General features: G+C 55.4%; 17 protein-coding genes. 8 read left to right on the top strand and 9 right to left on the bottom strand.

The genetic code is table 11. The annotated features are described in order from the left end of the window. Position 1 precedes the first annotated feature (1 nt). From Q7C21_RS05230 to Q7C21_RS05220, 3 genes are all read right to left on the bottom strand, one after another. Positions 2–1,417: a sodium:solute symporter family protein gene (locus Q7C21_RS05230; RefSeq protein ID WP_003854696.1), complete on the bottom strand. Its 1,416-nt coding sequence runs from the start codon at positions 1,415–1,417 to the stop codon at positions 2–4. A gap of 79 nt (positions 1,418–1,496) precedes the next feature. Beyond that, positions 1,497–2,381, bottom strand: a complete 885-nt coding sequence (locus Q7C21_RS05225) for a dihydrodipicolinate synthase family protein (protein ID WP_140033790.1) — start codon at positions 2,379–2,381, stop codon at positions 1,497–1,499. Between the two features lie 11 nt (positions 2,382–2,392). After that, positions 2,393–3,541 (bottom strand): iron-containing alcohol dehydrogenase, encoded by a 1,149-nt coding sequence (locus Q7C21_RS05220; protein ID WP_140033791.1) that lies wholly within the window; start codon positions 3,539–3,541, stop codon positions 2,393–2,395. 187 nt (positions 3,542–3,728) lie between these two features. On the opposite strand from Q7C21_RS05220, the gene Q7C21_RS05215 reads away from it, so the two are divergent. The 3 genes from Q7C21_RS05215 to Q7C21_RS05205 are packed head-to-tail and all read left to right on the top strand — an operon-like array spanning position 3,729 to position 6,741. After that, positions 3,729–4,997, top strand: coding sequence for a four-carbon acid sugar kinase family protein (locus Q7C21_RS05215; RefSeq protein ID WP_375150484.1), 1,269 nt, complete (start codon positions 3,729–3,731; stop codon positions 4,995–4,997). Further along, positions 4,990–5,970, top strand: a complete 981-nt coding sequence (locus Q7C21_RS05210; protein WP_375150483.1) for a D-threonate 4-phosphate dehydrogenase — start codon at positions 4,990–4,992, stop codon at positions 5,968–5,970. Before Q7C21_RS05215 ends, Q7C21_RS05210 begins: the two co-directional genes overlap by 8 nt. Positions 5,971–5,976: 6 nt before the next feature. Then, a complete protein-coding gene (locus tag Q7C21_RS05205; protein ID WP_003854682.1) occupies positions 5,977–6,741 on the top strand; it encodes a DeoR/GlpR family DNA-binding transcription regulator in 765 nt (254 codons plus the stop codon). An 80-nt stretch (positions 6,742–6,821) separates the two neighbouring features. Here Q7C21_RS05205 and Q7C21_RS05200 read toward each other — a convergent pair whose 3' ends face one another. The 4 genes from Q7C21_RS05200 to Q7C21_RS05185 form a co-directional block, all read right to left on the bottom strand. Further along, positions 6,822–8,114 (bottom strand): glycoside hydrolase family 28 protein, encoded by a 1,293-nt coding sequence (locus tag Q7C21_RS05200; RefSeq protein ID WP_008925602.1) that lies wholly within the window; start codon positions 8,112–8,114, stop codon positions 6,822–6,824. Between the two features lie 174 nt (positions 8,115–8,288). Next, positions 8,289–9,098, bottom strand: a complete 810-nt coding sequence (gene speD, locus Q7C21_RS05195; protein ID WP_039658754.1) for an adenosylmethionine decarboxylase — start codon at positions 9,096–9,098, stop codon at positions 8,289–8,291. Positions 9,099–9,125: 27 nt separating this feature from the next. Beyond that, the gene (speE, locus tag Q7C21_RS05190; RefSeq protein ID WP_008925603.1) at positions 9,126–9,989 is read right to left on the bottom strand and encodes a polyamine aminopropyltransferase; all 864 of its coding nucleotides are present in this window, start codon (positions 9,987–9,989) and stop codon (positions 9,126–9,128) included. Between the two features lie 102 nt (positions 9,990–10,091). Next, positions 10,092–10,439 (bottom strand): YacC family pilotin-like protein, encoded by a 348-nt coding sequence (locus tag Q7C21_RS05185; protein ID WP_003854673.1) that lies wholly within the window; start codon positions 10,437–10,439, stop codon positions 10,092–10,094. Positions 10,440–10,620: 181 nt separating this feature from the next. On the opposite strand from Q7C21_RS05185, the gene cueO reads away from it, so the two are divergent. Then, complete coding sequence (gene cueO, locus Q7C21_RS05180; protein ID WP_003854669.1) at positions 10,621–12,234, top strand: multicopper oxidase CueO; 1,614 nt, start codon at positions 10,621–10,623, stop codon at positions 12,232–12,234. Here the strand turns inward: cueO and Q7C21_RS05175 are convergent, their stop codons facing one another. Then, positions 12,235–13,518, bottom strand: coding sequence for a cystathionine gamma-synthase family protein (locus Q7C21_RS05175; protein ID WP_003854666.1), 1,284 nt, complete (start codon positions 13,516–13,518; stop codon positions 12,235–12,237). Between the two features lie 234 nt (positions 13,519–13,752). Between Q7C21_RS05175 and hpt the strand changes: the two genes are divergently transcribed. Next, the gene (hpt, locus tag Q7C21_RS05170; protein WP_008925605.1) at positions 13,753–14,289 is read left to right on the top strand and encodes a hypoxanthine phosphoribosyltransferase; all 537 of its coding nucleotides are present in this window, start codon (positions 13,753–13,755) and stop codon (positions 14,287–14,289) included. Between the two features lie 81 nt (positions 14,290–14,370). Here the strand turns inward: hpt and can are convergent, their stop codons facing one another. Beyond that, positions 14,371–15,027, bottom strand: a complete 657-nt coding sequence (can, locus tag Q7C21_RS05165; RefSeq protein ID WP_003854664.1) for a carbonate dehydratase — start codon at positions 15,025–15,027, stop codon at positions 14,371–14,373. Between the two features lie 108 nt (positions 15,028–15,135). Between can and Q7C21_RS05160 the strand changes: the two genes are divergently transcribed. The 3 genes from Q7C21_RS05160 to Q7C21_RS05150 all read left to right on the top strand — a co-directional run bounded on the left by Q7C21_RS05160 (position 15,136) and on the right by Q7C21_RS05150 (position 18,269). After that, on the top strand, positions 15,136–16,065 hold the full coding sequence (locus tag Q7C21_RS05160) for an ABC transporter ATP-binding protein (RefSeq protein ID WP_003854662.1): 930 nt from the start codon (positions 15,136–15,138) through the stop codon (positions 16,063–16,065). Further along, positions 16,062–16,832: an ABC transporter permease gene (locus tag Q7C21_RS05155; RefSeq protein WP_003854661.1), complete on the top strand. Its 771-nt coding sequence runs from the start codon at positions 16,062–16,064 to the stop codon at positions 16,830–16,832. The genes Q7C21_RS05160 and Q7C21_RS05155 overlap by 4 nt, the downstream gene beginning before the upstream one ends. Positions 16,833–17,255: 423 nt before the next feature. Continuing rightward, on the top strand, positions 17,256–18,269 hold the full coding sequence (locus Q7C21_RS05150) for an acyltransferase family protein (protein ID WP_039658743.1): 1,014 nt from the start codon (positions 17,256–17,258) through the stop codon (positions 18,267–18,269). The last annotated feature ends 3 nt before the right edge of the window (positions 18,270–18,272 follow it).

Below are 18,272 nucleotides of genomic sequence, written 5' to 3'. Positions count from 1 at the left end.
ATTAGGCTCCACTATTTTGTGCATTGTGTTGCGGTTGAGGCTGAGACTGGCGTGACGGGATACAGCGGTCAATCACCATAATGATGGCCGGCGTAATCAGCGCCAAATACATATTGTCGATACCGAACGGATTACCCATCAGGAACCAGACGGACGTGACCACGCAGGCACCAATCAGACCGGCGTTGGCACCGCGCGTGCTCTTAAACCACGGCAGATAGAACGCCATGATCGCCACCACGGTGATCGACAGGCGAATCGCGCGGGTAAAGAACGAGAGCTTCAGCACTTCCGGGAAGAACAGGACAAACAGCAGCGGGAAGAAGCCGATGCCAATCGAGATCCAGCGCGTCACTTTAAATTCGCGCTCCGGCGTCGGATTACGATAAGGCACGTAAAAATCTTTCACCACCAGCGAGGCGATGGCCAGCGCAACGGTGCCGACGCTGACGAAAATCGAGGCCACCAGCGAGGTGGTGACGATACCCGCCAGCCACGGTGACATATCCTGCAGAAACACTGGCAGCGCATAGAGGCTCTTGATATCGGGATGCGCAAACTTCGCCGCCACGCCAATCAGCGCCATCGCCAGACCGATCGGCAGGCAGAAGATGAAGGCGACCCAGGTAGCGCGCTTCGCGGACTTCACATCTTTGGTGGAGGAGATCGCCTGGATCACAAACTGCGTACAGAAGATCGAACCCACGGTCCCGATCAGCCAGGCCACAATGGTACTGGCACCGACGTGACCATCCCACGTCCAGTAGAACGCCGGCATTTTCTCGATCATCGGGGCCACGCCGCCGGTCATTTTCAGCGCCACATAGAGAATAATCAGAATCCCGATGTACTTGATGGCGCTGTGCAGCAGCGTAACCCAGGCGACGCCTTTCATGCCGCCAAACGCAAAGTAGAAGGTACTGACCACCGCGGTGATAAAGGCCGCCTGCGTCAGGTCGATCTTCAGCACGGTGGAGATCGCCGCCGCACCGCTGATGTAGTTCCCGACGTTCACCAGCAGCAGCGCATAGATCATAATCAGCGAGATAATGTTCTTGGTTGAGCTGCCATATTTCTCGGCGATGGCACCGGAGATCGTGATTTTTCCGGTGTTGTAGATGCGTTTGACCAGAATCAGGCCAAACAGCGGGAACCCAATCGCCGCGCCAATCACTGACCACGATGCGGCGAAGCCATCCTCAAAGGCTGCCTGCGCCGTGCCAATGGTCGATTTTGCCCCGATATACTCTGACATCAGCATAATGCCAACGATAAAGGCGGGCATGGCGCGGGAGCCTTCCATGAAGTCGCCGCTGGTTTTACTGCGCAGCCGCCAGGTCAGCCAGGTGGTGAACAGGATATAGGCGACCACCATGCCGACGATCAGTAAGGTGCTCTCAGTTGAAAATGCTTTCATCATGACCTCGATTGTTCTGGCAGATGACGACCATCAGGTTCGTTCTCATCTGACCGATAGGGTACAAAGGCGATGGACGTTATTGCAGGTAGTGGTTCACGATTTGACGGATCTGCTGCTGCTCGTCGGCGCTGAACTGCACCGCATAGCGGCTTTCACCCACCTCAAAGCCCTGCAGGCTGACCGCTTTTTTCACGGCGGCCGGTGAGAAACCGATGCTGTACAGCGCGGTGCGCAGGCCGGTGACGTTCTCCTGTGCCTGATGCGAACCGGCAATATCGCCGGCACGGAAGCGCGCCCAGATGGCGTTAATCGCCTCCGGTGCCACGTTTGCCAGCCCGGAAATGGAGGCGGAGCAGCCATCAACGAATCCCTGATGAATCAGCGAGTCAGGGCCGTTCAGCACATCAAAGCCCTCACAGTCGGCGGTGGCCTGCAGAAATCCGCTCAGACTTTCATAGCTGCCTGCGGAGTCTTTAATACCGATGATGTTCGGGTGCACGGCCAGCGTGCGAACGGTCTCTGGCTGCAGGGTATTGCCGGTTCGCGCCGGGATGTTGTAGAGGAACAGCGGCACTATCAGCGCGTCCGCTACGCGCTGATAGTGGTCGATCAGCTCCTGCTGTTTCAGCGGCACAAACCATGGGGTGATCGCCGAGACGGCATCCACGCCCAGGCGTGCAATCTGTTTGCCGAGCCGGATCGTTTCGCGGGTCGAAATTTCGCCGATGTGCGCCACGACAGGCGCGCGGCCGTTGATCTCATCGACGCAGGTGGTGGTGACGGCGATCTTCTCCTGCTCGTTCAGCACAAAGAACTCGCCATTGGTGCCGCCACAGAAGATGCCGTTTCCGGCGTTGATCTGGCGTCTGACCTGCTCACGCTGTTTCATCGGATCAAAGGCACCTTCACGGTCAAAGGTGGTGACGATGGCGGTCAGTACGCCGTTGATTTTCTTATTCATGACAATCCTCATTACGCCTGGCAGGAAGGGAACAGCGTCAGGTAGACGGCGCGCACATCGTCGGCGGTGACCGCCATCGGCACGTTTTTCATCAGGCGCTGCACGTCGAGCGCCGCTTCCACTAAATAAGGCAGGTGATTCGGGCCGATGCCCAGTGCTTCCAGGCTGGCAGGCAACTGCAGCCGTGCAACCAGCGCGGTGAAGTAGTCGACCAGCGCGTGTGATTTCTCTTCATCGCTTAAACGGACGTCGGCGTCGGGCAGCAGGTCATAGGCCTGAGCGAATTTGCTCACCGCGGCCGGACGGACAAAGCGCATGCAGGGGGCCAGCAGAATGGCGTTGGCAACGCCGTGAGGCAGGTGATATTTGCCGCCAAGCGGATAGGACATCGCATGCACCAGATGCGTCCCGGCATGGGCAATCGATGCGCCGCCATAATAAGAGGCCCAGAGCATCTCCAGCCGTGCCTGCAGATTCTCCGGCTCGCGCAGCGTGGTTTCGAGATTCGCGAACAGCTTCTTCATCCCAATCAGCGCATAGTTGTCGCTGACCGGATTGGCCACGTTGGCGGTGAAGCACTCGATCAGGTGACACAGGGCATCAATGCCGGTAGACGAGGCGATGTGCGGTGGCATGCTGGTGGTGAGTTCCGGCACCAGCGCCACCACATCGGGCAGCATCACTGGTGAAATAATGCCGACTTTGGTCTCTTTCTCCGGGATCGCCAGAATCGCATTCGGCGTCGCTTCAGAACCGGTGCCGGCAGTGGTCGGGATGAGCATTGAACGGGTGCGGCGCTGCGGTTTTTCGCCTGCCAGCAGAGCGTCCAGCGACGGTGCTCCGTCGATGCACAGCACCGAGAGCAGCTTCGCCACATCCAGCACGCTGCCACCGCCGATGCCAATCACCATGTCGGCCTGGCGCTGCGCGAGCGTTTCTATAATCGCGGCCACATCATGCTGGCTCGGCTCGGGCGGCACGCTGTTGACCACGCTGATACGCGGAATCTGATCCCGGAGTTGCCCCATCAGCGCCTGAACCGCCGGAATCGCTTCAATGTTCCGGTCTGTCACCACTATCGCTGTCGTTACGCCATTCAGCAGATAGCGCATGTCGTTTAACGCCTGATAACCGCTAATCACCGTGCTGTTAATATTCATTTCATACCCTTATCTCTGTCATGTCTGAGTAAATGATTAATTTTGCTCAGCGCAATGCGAAGTCAGTCACTCTCTGTGGCTAATTTTATAAGGCATATCGATTTCGATTAATTTGAACTTGCTCACATATAATCAATCATGATTGAATATAATCAAATGCAGCGGCAATAGCCTGACAGGAGTGAGGATGGGCTCATCAATATGGAAAACACCGGTGCTCGTCATCGCTGACGACTTTACCGGTGCCAACGATGCAGGTAGCGGACTGGCACAGGCCGGAGCCCGTTTACATGTGCTGTTTGGCACCGGAGCATCGCTGTCAGATACGGCGGCAGATGTGTTGGTGATCAGCACCGACAGCCGGGCCATCAGCACCATCCAGGCCGCAGAGCGCGTCAATCAGGTGGTGCAGCACTATGCGAAACAGCTTCAGCAGGGCTGGCTGTTTAAAAAGATCGACTCCACGCTGCGTGGCAACGTCGGCGCTGAAACGGTGGCTGCGCTACGCGCCAGCGGCAAAAAAATGGCGCTGGTGGCACCGGCCGTACCGCGACTGGGCCGCACCACACGCGACGGCAAGGTGTGGGTCGATCAGCGTTTACTGACGGACACCGAATTTGCCAGCGATCCCAAAACCCCGATCCTGAGTGCCCGCATCCTCGATCAGATGCAGATCGACGGCACGGAGATCGATCTCGCGACGCTGCGCAGCGATCGGCTTGATGCGGTATTAGCGGCGTCGCAGGGCGTGGTGGTGGTGGATGCTGAAACGGAAGGCGACCTGGCGCGACTCATTACCGCTGCGGCGCGGCTGGCAGAGAAGCCTCTGCTGGTCGGGGCCGCCGGATTAAGCGATGCGCTGGGTGCTGCGCTCTCAGTTCGTCCTTCTTGTCCTTCGCGGCCTGTGCTGGCGGTGGTGGGATCGATGAGTCGTCAGGCAGAGCAGCAGATCGCCACGCTGCTTAACCAGCAGGCAGTGGAAATCGTGGATGTTGATATTCGTCAGCTGTTTCAGCAGCCCGCCTGGTGTGGCCGGGATAGCTGGATTGAACAGGCGGCTGCCGCACTGCGTGCCGGTCGCCACACGGTGATCCGTACCTGCCAGCATGAATCCCAGCGACACGCGATCGAGGATCTCTGCCAGCAGCACAGCGTGACGCGCCAGCAGCTGGGTGAGGCGATCTGTCAGCTGCTGGGCGAAATGACCCTGAGTCTGTGCCGGGCACAGCTGCCGCATGCGCTCTATCTGTCGGGCGGCGACGTGGCGATAGCCGTTGCTCAGGCGCTGGGGGCCAGCGGCTTTAAAATTCAGGGTCTGGTGGCGGGCTGTGTGCCGCACGGGGTTCTGCTTAACAGTGAATTTACTCTGCCGGTGATGACCAAAGCGGGTGGCTTTGGTGATGAAAATACCCTGGTAGCAGCCATTGGTTTTATTGAGGAGAAGTCGAGTGAGTAAAATTATTGCGATCACCATGGGCGATCCGGCGGGCATCAGCCCGGAAATCATCATTAAAGCGCTCTCTGAAGGTGAGCTGAATGGCATTCCTGCCGTGGTGATTGGCTGTGCCAGTACGCTGCGCCGCATTATGGCGATGAACATCACGCCACAGGCCGAGCTGCGGGTGCTGGATCGGGTACAGGATGCACGGTTTGCGCCCGGCATTATCAATGTGATCGATGAGCCGCTGGCCGACCCCAATGCGCTGAAACCTGGCGTGGTGCAGAAAGAGGCGGGGGATCTGGCATGGCGCTGCGTAAAGCGTGCCACCGAACTGGCATTGGCCGGTGAGGTGCATGCCATAGCCACCGCGCCGCTGAACAAAGAGGCGATGCATGCGGCGGGCCATCTCTATCCGGGTCATACCGAACTGCTGGCGCACCTGACTGACACCAAAGATTACGCCATGGTGCTCTACACCGATAAGCTGAAAGTCATTCATGTCACAACCCACATTGCACTGCGTAAGTTCCTCGACACGCTCAATCAGACGCGCATCAAAACGGTAATTGGTATGGCGGACACCTTCCTGCGTCGTGTCGGCTACAGCGCCCCGCGTATCGCCGTGGCAGGTGTTAATCCGCACGCTGGCGAGAACGGGCTGTTTGGCGATGAGGAGATCACCACCGTTGCCCCCGCGATTGAGGCGATGAAAGCGCAGGGGATTGATGTCTCCGGGCCTTGCCCGCCGGACACGGTGTTTCTGCAGTGCCAGGATGGACGCTATGACATGGTGGTGGCGATGTACCATGATCAGGGGCACATCCCGCTTAAACTGCTGGGCTTCTATGATGGCGTGAACATTACCGCAGGCCTGCCGTTTATCCGCACCTCTGCTGACCACGGCACGGCATTTGATATCGCCTGGACAGGTAAAGCGAAGTCTGACAGCATGGCGATCTCGATTAAACTCGCGATGCAGCTCGCATAGGGAAATATGAAGGGACAGAGCCGTCTTGACCAGATTATGGATTACCTGAAAAGCCATAATCTGGTGACTGTTGAGCAACTGGTCAGTGCGATTTCCGCCTCACCCGCCACGATTCGACGTGATTTAATTAAGCTGGATAAAGAGGGCGTGATCAGCCGCAGTCATGGCGGCGTCACCCTGAATCGTTTTATTCCTGCCCAGCCGACTACGCTGGAGAAAATGCAGCGGAACCTGGCCGAGAAGCAGGCGATCGCCGCATGCGCCGCCAGTTTTGTCCGGGCGGGCGATGCGGTGGTGCTGGATGCAGGAACCACCATGCTGGAGCTGGCGCGACAGCTCACCCATCTGCCGCTGCGGGTCATTACGGCCGACCTGCACATTGCACTGTTTCTGTCTGAGTTTAAGCAGATCGAAGTGACGATTATTGGCGGCCGGATCGACGACTCCAGTCAGTCCTGTGTGGGTGAACATGGACGGCGGTTGCTGCGCAGCATCAATCCCGATATTGCGTTTGTCAGCTGTAACTCCTGGAGCCTTGAGCGCGGTATTACCACGCCGACTGAAGAGAAAGCGGGGCTGAAACATGACCTGCTGGCCAATGCGGCGCGTCGGGTTCTGCTGGCGGACAGCAGTAAATATGGCTCCTGGTCGCTGTTCTGCGCCTCACCGGTAGATGATCTGACCGATGTAGTGACCGACAGCCGGTTAGACGAGGATGTCTGCCGCACGCTGCGCGAGCGCGGTATTACGCTGGCGCTGACCTCTGCCTGAACTGAACGCGCCGTGCTTCTCTGACCTCATCGTAAAGCAGAGTGAGAGCAGCACTGCGCGTTTATCTTCTGCAGTCGCCGTTAACGCGCGTAGGCGTCATGCTCTTCGCGCGTCATTGCCGGCGCGTCTACCGTAACCCGCTCAAACCTCAGATTCGTTACGCCCGCTATTTTGCCAAACTCCTGCGCCTGCAGCGTAATATCGCTGAAACTCAGCTGTTCGATTGGGTTTTCCGGCGTGCCTTCAACAAAAAAGGCGCGGGAAAACGCCGCTGGCTGAGTCAGGCTGCTGCTGATATGACTGATACTGATATTCTCAACCCGCGTCAGGCCAGCATCACCCGTGACGCCTGATGCCAGCTTACGCCAGTGTGGCGGCTGTTTGGTGTCGGCGGGCTGTTCGCTGTAGCTGTACTGCGGGAACCAGTTCAGCTGCAGCATAAACGGATAACAGACATCCTCCATCTTCAGATGGCGAACCACGATGTTTTTGATCCAGCCGCCGCGATTTCGGGCGGACTTGATGCGAAAGCCGACGCCAGTGCCGGAAAAACGGTTGTGTTCGATGATGACATTTTCGATACCGCCAGAGGTTTCGCTGCCCAGGGTAATGCCCGAACCTTTCAGCAGAGTGCAGTCGCGAATAATGATATCGCGTGCGGTTCTGCCGAGCTGCTGTGCTTCCGCGCCGCGACCCGATTTCACGCAGATATTGTCGTCATTGCAGGAGACCGTACAGCTCTCCACACGCACTAACTGGCTGGAATCAATATCAATGCCGTCGGTGCTGGGGCCGGTGGCGTTCATGACACGTAGCCTCTGCAGATTCACCTGTTTCGAATAGCAGACGTGCAGGTTCCAGAAGCCGGAATCCTGTGAGGTGAAGTCCTCCAGCGTCACGCATTCGCTCTCGTAAACCACTACGTTACGTGGACGCCTGCAGTCGTAATCCACCACCCAGCGCAGGCCGCGACGGGTATAGTCCGCCAGCATCCCGCTGTTCTCGTCGTCGCCCCAGAATTTATGCCACCAGACGGCACCCTGTCCGTCGAACGTGCCGCTGCCGCAGACGGTGACGTTGCGGCAGTGATTAATGTTAAGCATCGCCGCGGGCCAGACCATATCAATTCCCGCCACGCGCGTAGGGATGTCCGGGTAGTCCTCCAGCCGCTGGCTGCCGAGCAGCATGGCATCTTTCGCCAGCTCCAGCGTCATCTCACTTTTCAGAAACAGCGCACCGGTCAGAAAGCGGCCAGCCGGGATCAGCACCGTGTCGCCTGCTGATGCGCTATCAATCGCGCGCTGTATCGCCTGAGTGGAAAGTGAGGTGGCGTCCGGGACGGCAGCGAAATCAATAATGTTAATTCTTGCCATTTTTTTTGCCTGTAGTGGTTGAGAAATGAGCGTTCAGCGCTGAAAGTAGCACGCTCTGGCAGGCAAATTATTGCTGGCGATCAGGGAATTACGGCGGTTGCCGTGATGAAAAGTCGGAGGGATAAGTGGGAAGAGACGCGCAGGTTATGGGGTGTCACGCTGCGCGCCGGATCATCAGAGGGTTTTCAGGCCCACTGAGGGAATGTTTCTGCCGTAGTAGATCTCCCGCATCTCTTTCCATAGCAGGTCAGTAATGCGCTTGTGCTCCTGCGGGCTGAGATCTTCCGGACGGGTGTTAAACAGGTAGTGTTTCAGGTCGAACTCTTTCAGTAACATCTTCGTATGGAAGATATTTTCCTGATAGACATTCACATCCACCATGTCGTACATCGCTTTCATATCTTCTGACATGAAGTTCTGGATCGAATTGATCTCATGATCGATAAAGTGCTTCATGCCCTTCACGTCACGGGTAAAACCGCGCACCCGGTAATCGACGGTGACAATATCTGACTCCAGCTGGTGGATCAGATAGTTCAGCGCCTTAAGCGGTGAAATCACGCCACAGGTTGAGACTTCGATATCGGCGCGGAAAGTGCAAAGTCCGCCTTCCGGGTGGCTCTCCGGATAGGTATGCACGCAGATATGGCTTTTATCGAGATGCGCCACTACCGAGTTTGGCAGCGGGCCTGGATGCTCGGAGTTATCGATATCTTTGGGATCGATCGGCTCTTCACTGACCAGAATCGTGACGCTGGCTCCCTGCGGTTCATAATCCTGGCGTGCAATGTTGAGCACGTTAGCCCCGATAATTGAGCAGGTCTCCGTCAGGATTTCCGTCAACCGGTTAGCGTTATATTGTTCATCAATGTAGGCGATGTAACCATCGCGTTCAGCTTCAGTATTCGCGTAACAGATATCGTAAATACAAAAACTCAGGCTTTTCGTCAGGTTATTGAAGCCATGTAGTTTTAGCTTTTGCAATTTTGTTAACCCCTTAAAAATGCCCGATCAGCACGCGGCAGATAAAGCATTTAACAGATATTGAGGCAGAGCGAAGCTGCCGGTATGAATCGCTGGTGTGTAATAACGGCAGGTCAGGCCAGCAGCCTTGAAACGTGTCTGCAGAGTGGCGGTATCAAGCTGGCGCAGCGCCGGATTATCACTCGCCCAGGCAAAGGTCATAATACCGCCGTAGTAGGTCGGAATCGCCGCCTGATAGAAACTGACATCGCCAAAATAGTGGCTCAGCTTGCGATGGCTGTTGACGGCTTCATCCTGCTGAAGGAAGCAGACGCCATTCTGCGCCACGAAGATGCCATTTTCATTAAGGGACGCTTTGCAACCCGCATAAAATTCGGAGGTAAACAGACTCTCGCCCGGACCAATTGGATCCGTACAGTCAGAGATGATGACATCGAATTTTTCCTGGGTCTGATTGACGAAATTAACGCCGTCATCAATCACCAGCGTAAAGCGTGGGTCGTCATAGGCGCCTGCACTGTGGTTTGGCAGATACTGGCGACAGAAGGTTACGACGCCCGCATCGATCTCCACCATAGTAATCTTTTCGACTTCCGGATGACGTGATACTTCACGCAGCATTGCGCCATCGCCGCCGCCGATAATCAGGACGCTCTTCGCCGCGCCATGCGCCAGCAGTGGAACGTGAGTCATCATTTCATGATAGATAAATTCGTCGCGTTCGGTGGTCTGCACAACGCCGTCCAGCGCCATAACACGGCCCATTGCGGCATTTTCGAAAATGATTAAATCCTGATGCGCAGTCTTTTCACGGTAAAGCTCTTTGTCTACCGTGAAATACTGGCCAAAACCAGCATGAAGGGTTTCATACCACGTTTCATTTTGGGCCATGGTGCTCTCCTCTGATGACATCGCCATGAAGATGGGCGGCACATGATAGCTAACACTGACCGCCGTTGCACGGTCAATGTCCGGCTGCAGAGGGCAGAGCTGTTACCTGACGTAGGCCAGCAGGCTCAGGGAATCGCGGGCCAGTGACTTACATTTTTTATCGTTGGTGATGGCGATGCCGCTGAGATCGCGATAGCTATCTTCGCCCAGCGCCTTCATGTTGTAGTTGCTGTAATTACTTAAATCCCAGCGGTTCTGCTGAGCAAAAAAGACCAGCGCTTTGCGAATCTGCGCGTCCGGTAAATCCTGATAGCCACAATCATTTTTCAGATAGACGAAAACCGCCGTGAGATCAGCCAGATCTTCCGCTTCGGATTCACTCAGGGCAAAACTGGTGGAGGAGAAGCCAAGGAGTCCCGTCAACAGCAGGATCCTGATACTTTGCTTCATAGTCTTTCTCTTCAATGGATATTGCTCATGACGTTAGCACAGTTATTCTCAGATTTTCGATTAATTTGGCGCTGCAGGGCGCTGTACCGCCTTTTTTCGTCAGATTCTCACGGGTAAGACTTGACCTTCCCATAAGGTCAGGGTTTAGGCTGTCTGCACTGATGCCACAAGGATGATCACCATGCAACGTCGCCATTTCCTGAAACTCACCGCCACACTGAGTGCAGCCGGAGCTTTGCCGCTCTGGAGCCGTTCGCTGATGGCGGCCACCCGTCCACTGTTGCCGATCCCGTCGCTGCTGGAACCTGATGCCAGGGGAAGCTACAGCCTCACCGCGATGCAGGGCACCACCCAGTGGAACGGCAAAGCGGTGCCGACCTGGGGCTATAACGGCAGCCTGCTGGGACCGGTGCTGAAGATGCAGAGTGGTAAACCGGTTACGGTCAACATCTATAACCGCCTCAATGAGGCGACCACCCTGCACTGGCACGGTCTGGAAATCCCCGGCGCCGTCGATGGCGGCCCGCAAGCGGTGATTGCGCCTGGTGGTTCGCGTCAGGTCTCTTTTACGCCCGATCAACCCGCCGCCACCTGCTGGTATCACCCGCATTTGCACGGTAAGACCGGGCATCAGGTGGCACAGGGGCTGGCGGGCCTGATCCTGCTGGAAGACAAAGAGAGCGGAACGCTGCGCTTGCCTTCGCAGTGGGGCGTGGATGATGTGCCGCTGATTTTCCAGGATAAGCAGCTGACCAAAGATGGCAGCCATATTGATTATCAGCTCGACGTGATGCGCGCCGCGGTGGGCTGGTTTGGCGACATGATGCTGACCAACGGCGTGCAGTATCCGCAGCATGCGGTGCCGCGGGGCTGGATGCGTCTGAGGCTACTCAACGGCTGTAACGCCCGTTCGCTGAACATTGCCGCCAGTGATAAACGTCCTCTTTATATCATCGCCAGCGATGGCGGTCTGCTGGCTGAGCCCGTGAAGCTCGACGCGTTACCGCTCCTGCCGGGCGAACGTTTTGAGGTGATGATTGATACCTCTGATGGCAAGGCCTTTGATCTGGTCACGCTGCCAACAGAGCAGATGGGCATGACGCTGCCGCCGTTTGACCAGCCGCTGCCACTGGTGCAGATCCTGCCGCTGCGGGTGATGGCCAGCGCCACGCTGCCGGATCGGCTGGCGACGCTGCCCGCGCTGCCCGCCACCGACGGACTGACGACACGCTGGCTGCAACTGATGATGGATCCGCAACTGGACCAGCAGGGCATGCAGGCATTGATGCAGCGCTACGGCGAGAAAGCGATGGGCAAGGGCGGTCATCATTCGATGCCGCAGACGCCGAAGAAAAAGGCGGCAGAGCCGATGGACGGTATGGAAGGTATGGAAAACATGGAAGGTATGGATCACAGCATGCACGGCAATGCGCCGCCCGCCGGTTACGATTTCCACAACGGCAACAAGATCAACGGCCAGGCCTTTGACATGAAAAAACCGTCGTTTGCGGTGAAACTGGGTGATTATGAAAAATGGACGATTTCAGGGGAGGGCGATGCCATGCTGCATCCGTTCCACATTCATGGCACTCAGTTCCGTATTCTCTCTGAAAATGGCAAACCGCCCGCTCCGCATCGGCAGGGCTGGAAAGATATGGTGAATGTCGACGGCTGGCGCAGTGAAGTGCTGGTACGCTTCAATTATGTCGCCGCCGCCGAACACGCTTACATGGCCCATTGCCATCTGCTGGAGCATGAAGATACCGGCATGATGCTGGGCTTTACCGTGAGCTGATTACACCTGATCGAGCGCCAGTTTGATGTCTTCAATCAGGTCGCCGGCGTTCTCGATGCCAATCGACAGCCGCACCGTGGCGTCAGTGATACCAATACGCTGACGCACCGCCTGCGGCACGCCGGAGTGGGTGGTACTGCCAGGATGGCTGGCCAGCGACTCGGTACCGCCCAGGCTCACCGCCTGCTTAAACAGTGACAGCGCATTGAGAAAACGGAACGCCGCAGCCTGGCCGCCGGTGATATCAAATGAGAAGGTTGAACCCGCGCCGCTGCACTGTTCACGATAAGTCTTCCCTTCGGCGCTCTCCGCATCCAGATAAGGTAGCCAGTGCAGCTTCGCCACTTTCGGGTGATCGCGCAGAAACGCCGCGACCGCTTCCGCATTTTGAAAAGCTTTCTCCATCCGCAGCGACAGGGTTTCCAGCGAGCGGCTAAGCATCCAGCTTGAGTGCGGATCCAGCTGCGTGCCGATGGCGCTGCGCAGGGCGCGCACTTTCGCCATCAGCGCCTTACTGCCCATTGCGGCACCCGCAATAAGGTCAGAGTGACCGCCTACATATTTGGTTAACGAATAAAGCGACAGGTCAGCGCCCAGCGTCAGCGGCTGCTGGAACAGCGGGCCGAGCAGGGTGTTGTCACAGGCGATAATGGGTCGTGAACCCTGCTGCTGGTCAATCTCATCGGCAATACGCGCCATCAGGCGGATATTGACCAGGCTGTTGGTGGGATTCGCCGGCGTTTCAATCAGGATCACCGCCACCCGGCCCTGCGCCATCGCCTGCTGAGCGGCATCCCGCACTTTGACTTCATCATTACCGTCGCTGAAACCCACGGCCTGAATATCCAGATTGTGAAGCGTTTTGCTGAGCAGCGTTTCGGTGCCGCCATAGAGCGGCTGGGAGTGCAGGATCACCTCGCCTGGACGGGCAAACGTCAGCAGAGCAGTGGAGATGGCGGCCATGCCGGAAGAGAAAAGCGAACAGCTTTCTGCCTGCTCATAAACCGCCAGCCGATCTTCAACAATTTCGCTGTTAGGGTGATTAAAGCGGGAATAGACCAGACCACCAGATTTGCCTTCCGGTGGCTCACGTCGGCCAGAAACGTAGTCAAAGAAGTCCCGCCCCTCTTCGGCGCTGTCGAAGACAAATGTCGACGTCAGAAACACGGGCGGCTTCACCGCACCTTCAGAGAGGCGGGGATCATAGCCATAGTTCAGCATCTGAGTTTCAGGGTGAAGTGGCCGGTCGCCAATATGCGTTTTTTTGCCTGAATATGAAGTCATTGTGATCTCCGGCCAGCGGCGCGAGTAGAGTAACGATCTGTTGGATAAAGGCTACCATGCAGCGAATCATGCTGGTAAATGCCAGAATGTTCTAAGGTAATGCGCAATTCTGTGACCTGCAGACCCTGAGTGATAAATTTCGCGACGTAATCGTTTGCTTCGGGTGCCGCACAGCCGTCGCGGCTGCGTCTGTGATAGACTTCGGGGCTTTCTGACGTAACCGGGCTGAACGCAATGAAACACACTGTTGAAGTGATGATCCCTGAACAGGCAATCGCCACGCGCATCGCTGAACTGGGCAAAGAGATTAACGAGCACTACCGCGACAGCGGCAGCGATATGGTGCTGGTAGGGCTGCTGCGCGGCTCATTCATGTTCATGGCTGATCTCTGCCGCGCCATTGATGTGCCGCATGAAGTCGACTTTATGACGGCTTCCAGTTACGGCAGCGGCATGTCCAGCACACGTGATGTGAAAATCCTGAAAGATCTGGATGAAGACATTCGTGGCAAGGATGTGCTGATCGTCGAAGATATCATCGACTCGGGTAACACCCTGAGCAAAGTACGTGAGATTCTGCAGCTGCGTCAGCCAAAATCACTGGCGATCTGTACCCTGCTGGATAAGCCAGAGCGCCGTGAAGTCGATGTAAACGTTGAGTATGTCGGCTTTGCGATTCCGGACGAGTTCGTGGTGGGCTTTGGTATCGACTATGCTCAGCACTATCGCCATCTGCCTTATATCGGCAAAGTGGTGCCGCTGGAATCCTGATCCCGCTCTGACCGCACATTCTTCCAAGGCCTGCACCGGTTAGCTGGTGTAGGCTATGTCGCGCTTTACGCCGCGATCGGCTCAGGATTCGCCGTTCATCCGCAGATTAGCAATGCCATTACGGTAGCGCTGTTCGAGGATCTCCCGGCTGTTTGCCGTGACATTAAGGTTACGCAGGCAGCCGTCCTGAATGCCATAGACCCAGCCGTGCAGGGAGACATCTTTGCCGCGTTTCCAGGCAGATTGCAGCACGGTCGAGTGACCCAGGTTATAGACTTGTTCAATAACGTTGATTTCGCACAGTTTGTCCAGGCGCTTATCCGGCGGGAGTTCCCCCAGCAACACGCTATGCTTGTACCAGAGGTCGCGGATGTGCAGCAGCCAGTTGTCGATTAATCCCAGCTCCGGGTTATCCATTGCCGCCTGCACACCGCCGCAGCCGTAGTGGCCGCACACGATAACGTGTTCCACTTCCAGCACTTCAATAGCGTACTGCACCACGGACAGACAGTTCAGGTCAGTGTGGATCACCAGATTGGCAACGTTGCGGTGAACAAAAAGTTCGCCAGGTTCCAGTCCGGTCAGGCGTTCGGCAGGGACACGGCTATCAGAGCAGCCAATCCACAGAAAGCGCGGTTTTTGTGCCTGGGCGAGACGCTCAAAAAAGCTGGGATCTTCTTCAACCAGTAATTTTGACCATTCGCGGTTGTTTCTGATCAGGGTATTAATGTCTGTCATGGCGTTGAGCGACCGGTTACTGCGCAAAGTGCGCGCGCGTACTATATGCCAGGGTCTGATAAATTTAAACGGCATTGCAATGCCACCAAAACAGGGTATGGATGCAGAATGACTTATGCACTGGAACTTTCCCGGCTGACCAAGACCTATCCCGGCGGCGTGCAGGCGCTGAAGGGCATCGATCTTAACGTTGAAGCGGGTGACTTTTATGCACTGCTGGGGCCAAACGGTGCCGGCAAATCCACCACCATCGGCATTATCAGCTCGCTGGTTAATAAATCCGAAGGCAGCGTGCGGGTGTTTGGCTACGATCTGGAAAAAGATGTGGTGAATGCCAAACGCCAGCTCGGCCTGGTGCCGCAGGAGTTTAACTTCAACCCGTTTGAGACGGTGATGCAGATTGTCGTGAGTCAGGCGGGCTACTACGGCGTTGAGCGTCGTGAAGCCAATGAGCGTGCGGAGAAGTATCTGAAGCAGCTTGATCTGTGGGGCAAACGCACCGAACGTGCGCGCATGCTCTCCGGCGGCATGAAACGTCGTCTGATGATCGCCCGCGCGCTGATGCATGAGCCTAAACTGCTGATTCTGGATGAGCCGACCGCTGGCGTGGATATCGAACTGCGCCGCTCCATGTGGGTGTTCCTGAAAGATCTTAATGCCAAAGGCACCACCATCATTCTCACCACCCATTATCTGGAAGAAGCGGAGATGCTGTGTCGCAACATCGGCATTATCCAGAGCGGTGAGCTGGTGGAGAACACCTCGATGAAAGGGCTGCTGTCCAAGCTCAAATCAGAAACCTTTATCCTGGATCTGGCACCGCGCAGTCCGCTGCCCTCGCTGGAAGGGTTTCAGTACCGGCTGACTGACACCTCAACGCTTGAAGTGGAAGTGCTGCGTGAGCAGGGCCTCAACAGCGTCTTTAGTCAGCTGAGCGCGCAGGGAGTGCATGTGCTGAGTATGCGCAATAAAGCCAACCGTCTGGAAGAGCTGTTCGTTGGCCTGACGACGCAGGGAAAAACAGGAGCAAAAGCATGACACATTTGTACTGGGTGGCGCTGAAAAGTATCTGGGCCAAAGAGGTTAACCGTTTCGCCCGCATCTGGATCCAGACGCTGGTGCCGCCGGTCATCACCATGACGCTCTATTTCATCATCTTCGGCAACCTGATTGGTTCGCGTATTGGTGAGATGCATGGCTTCAGCTATATGCAGTTCATCGTGCCGGGATTAATCATGATGGCGGTGATCACCAACGCCTATGCCAACGTGGCGTCGTCGTTCTTCAGCGCCAAGTTCCAGCGCAACATTGAAGAGCTGTTGGTTGCACCGGTGCCGACCCACATTATTATTGCCGGTTATGTTGGCGGTGGCGTAGCGCGTGGTGTCTGCGTGGGCATTCTGGTGACGGCGATCTCGCTGTTCTTTGTGCCGTTTCAGGTGCACTCCTGGTCGATGGTCGCGATCACGCTGCTGCTGACCGCCATTCTGTTTTCACTGGCCGGCCTGCTGAACGCCGTGTTTGCCCGCACCTTTGACGATATCAGCCTGATCCCGACCTTTGTGCTTACGCCACTGACTTATCTGGGCGGCGTATTCTATTCACTGAGTCTGCTCCCGCCAATCTGGCAGGCGGTCTCTAAACTGAATCCAATCGTTTATATGATTAGCGGATTCCGTTATGGCTTCCTGGGCATTAACGATGTGCCGCTGGTGTTTACGCTCACGGTACTGGTGGCCTTTATTCTGGTGTTCTACTGGCTGGTCTATGCGCTGATACAGCGCGGGCGCGGATTACGCACCTGACGTTAACCTGAATCATAAGGGCCACGCTTCGATAAGGGCGTGGCTTTTTTTTGCTGAGTAAAAAACATCCATACCTGCGGTTCTGGCTGGCCTTAAAATTCCCCCTGAAACCCACCCTGACGTTTCTGTTATGCCACTGAAGCCGCCTGGCGCCTCGCTTACATCCTTTCTCACAAAAAATAACCCTAAGTATTATCTGATAATAATCTGACACCTTTCTCTATCTTAATGATTCTTAACTGTTAAATTTTTTTTAAGAATAGCCTTAAGTTCTGACTGTTGTTTATTTTATTACGAATTATCAAAATACCGCCGGAATAAGGTTATTCCTCTGCTCAGGGATGAAAGGGTGGGCTTGGGATGTTCTCAATAAGAAAAATGGCATCGAATTCAGGGCCAGTTTTTAATAAAAGGCAGGAAAAGATGAATCGTATAACGTGGATCGATAATCTGCGGGGATTAAGTATTCTCGCAATCATTTTTTTGCACAGCACTATCGCCGTACATAATAACGCCGGACATTTTACCGCCTTTAGCAGCCTGTTGAACGAGATGCTGGCACCGGTAAGACTGGGGCTGATGTTCTTTGTTTCGGGTTTATTTGTCGATGCAGGGTTGAGAAAAGGCCTGGGGCCTTTTTTTAATAACAAAGTACGCAGTATTCTCTATCCTTTTGTGGTCTGGGTAGCCGTCTACGGCGGATTAAAAATCCTGTTCAGCTCAATGGCTAATACGCCGCAATCACCGATGAATATTATTCTCTCCCACCTGACCGGTGGCGGTGATATGACCTGGTTCCTGCATTCACTGTTTATTTTCTTTATTGTGATTATCTTTGCGCGTCACCTGCCATTCCTGCTGGTGTTTGCCGTCTGTATGACGCTGAGCTGGGCGCTGCCGGCGATTGAAGCGGATGGCGTGTTTGCCAGCTTCGACAATACGCACATCAACAAATCGCTTTATCTGTTTGTCTTCTTCTATCTCGGCGATTACGTAGTGAGAAAGCAGGTGGATATTGCAGAGAAAGTGCAGCATGGTCCGACGCTGCTGATTTCAGTAGTGAGTTTTGTACTTCTTTCCTGCCTGAATATCTTTATACTGGAACGTCATTCCCAGGCGTTATTATCACCGCTGGCACTATTGTCGGTTCCGTTTTTTGTCTGGATTGCGCTTAAGCTGAAATCTGACCTGGTTTACTACATTGGCGTCAACTCTATTGTCTTCTACCTGTCGCATTATCTGGCGATTCAGTTCTTCAGTAAGATTGTGAAGTTTGAAAGCCCGTCAGCCTGGGTAAATGACCTGAAGTTTATTTCAGCGTTTCTGGTAGCGCTGGCATTGCCGTGGACATTATGTCTGATGAGAAAACACGGCTGGTTTAATTTCCTCTTTACGATGAAAAAGTCATCAAAGCCGATGACAACCAAACCGGTTTAATTG

The organism is Pantoea sp. ANP04 (assembly GCF_041982285.1).
Classification (GTDB): domain Bacteria; phylum Pseudomonadota; class Gammaproteobacteria; order Enterobacterales; family Enterobacteriaceae; genus Pantoea; species Pantoea eucalypti.
This window is presented reverse-complemented; position numbering and strand designations above follow the sequence as displayed.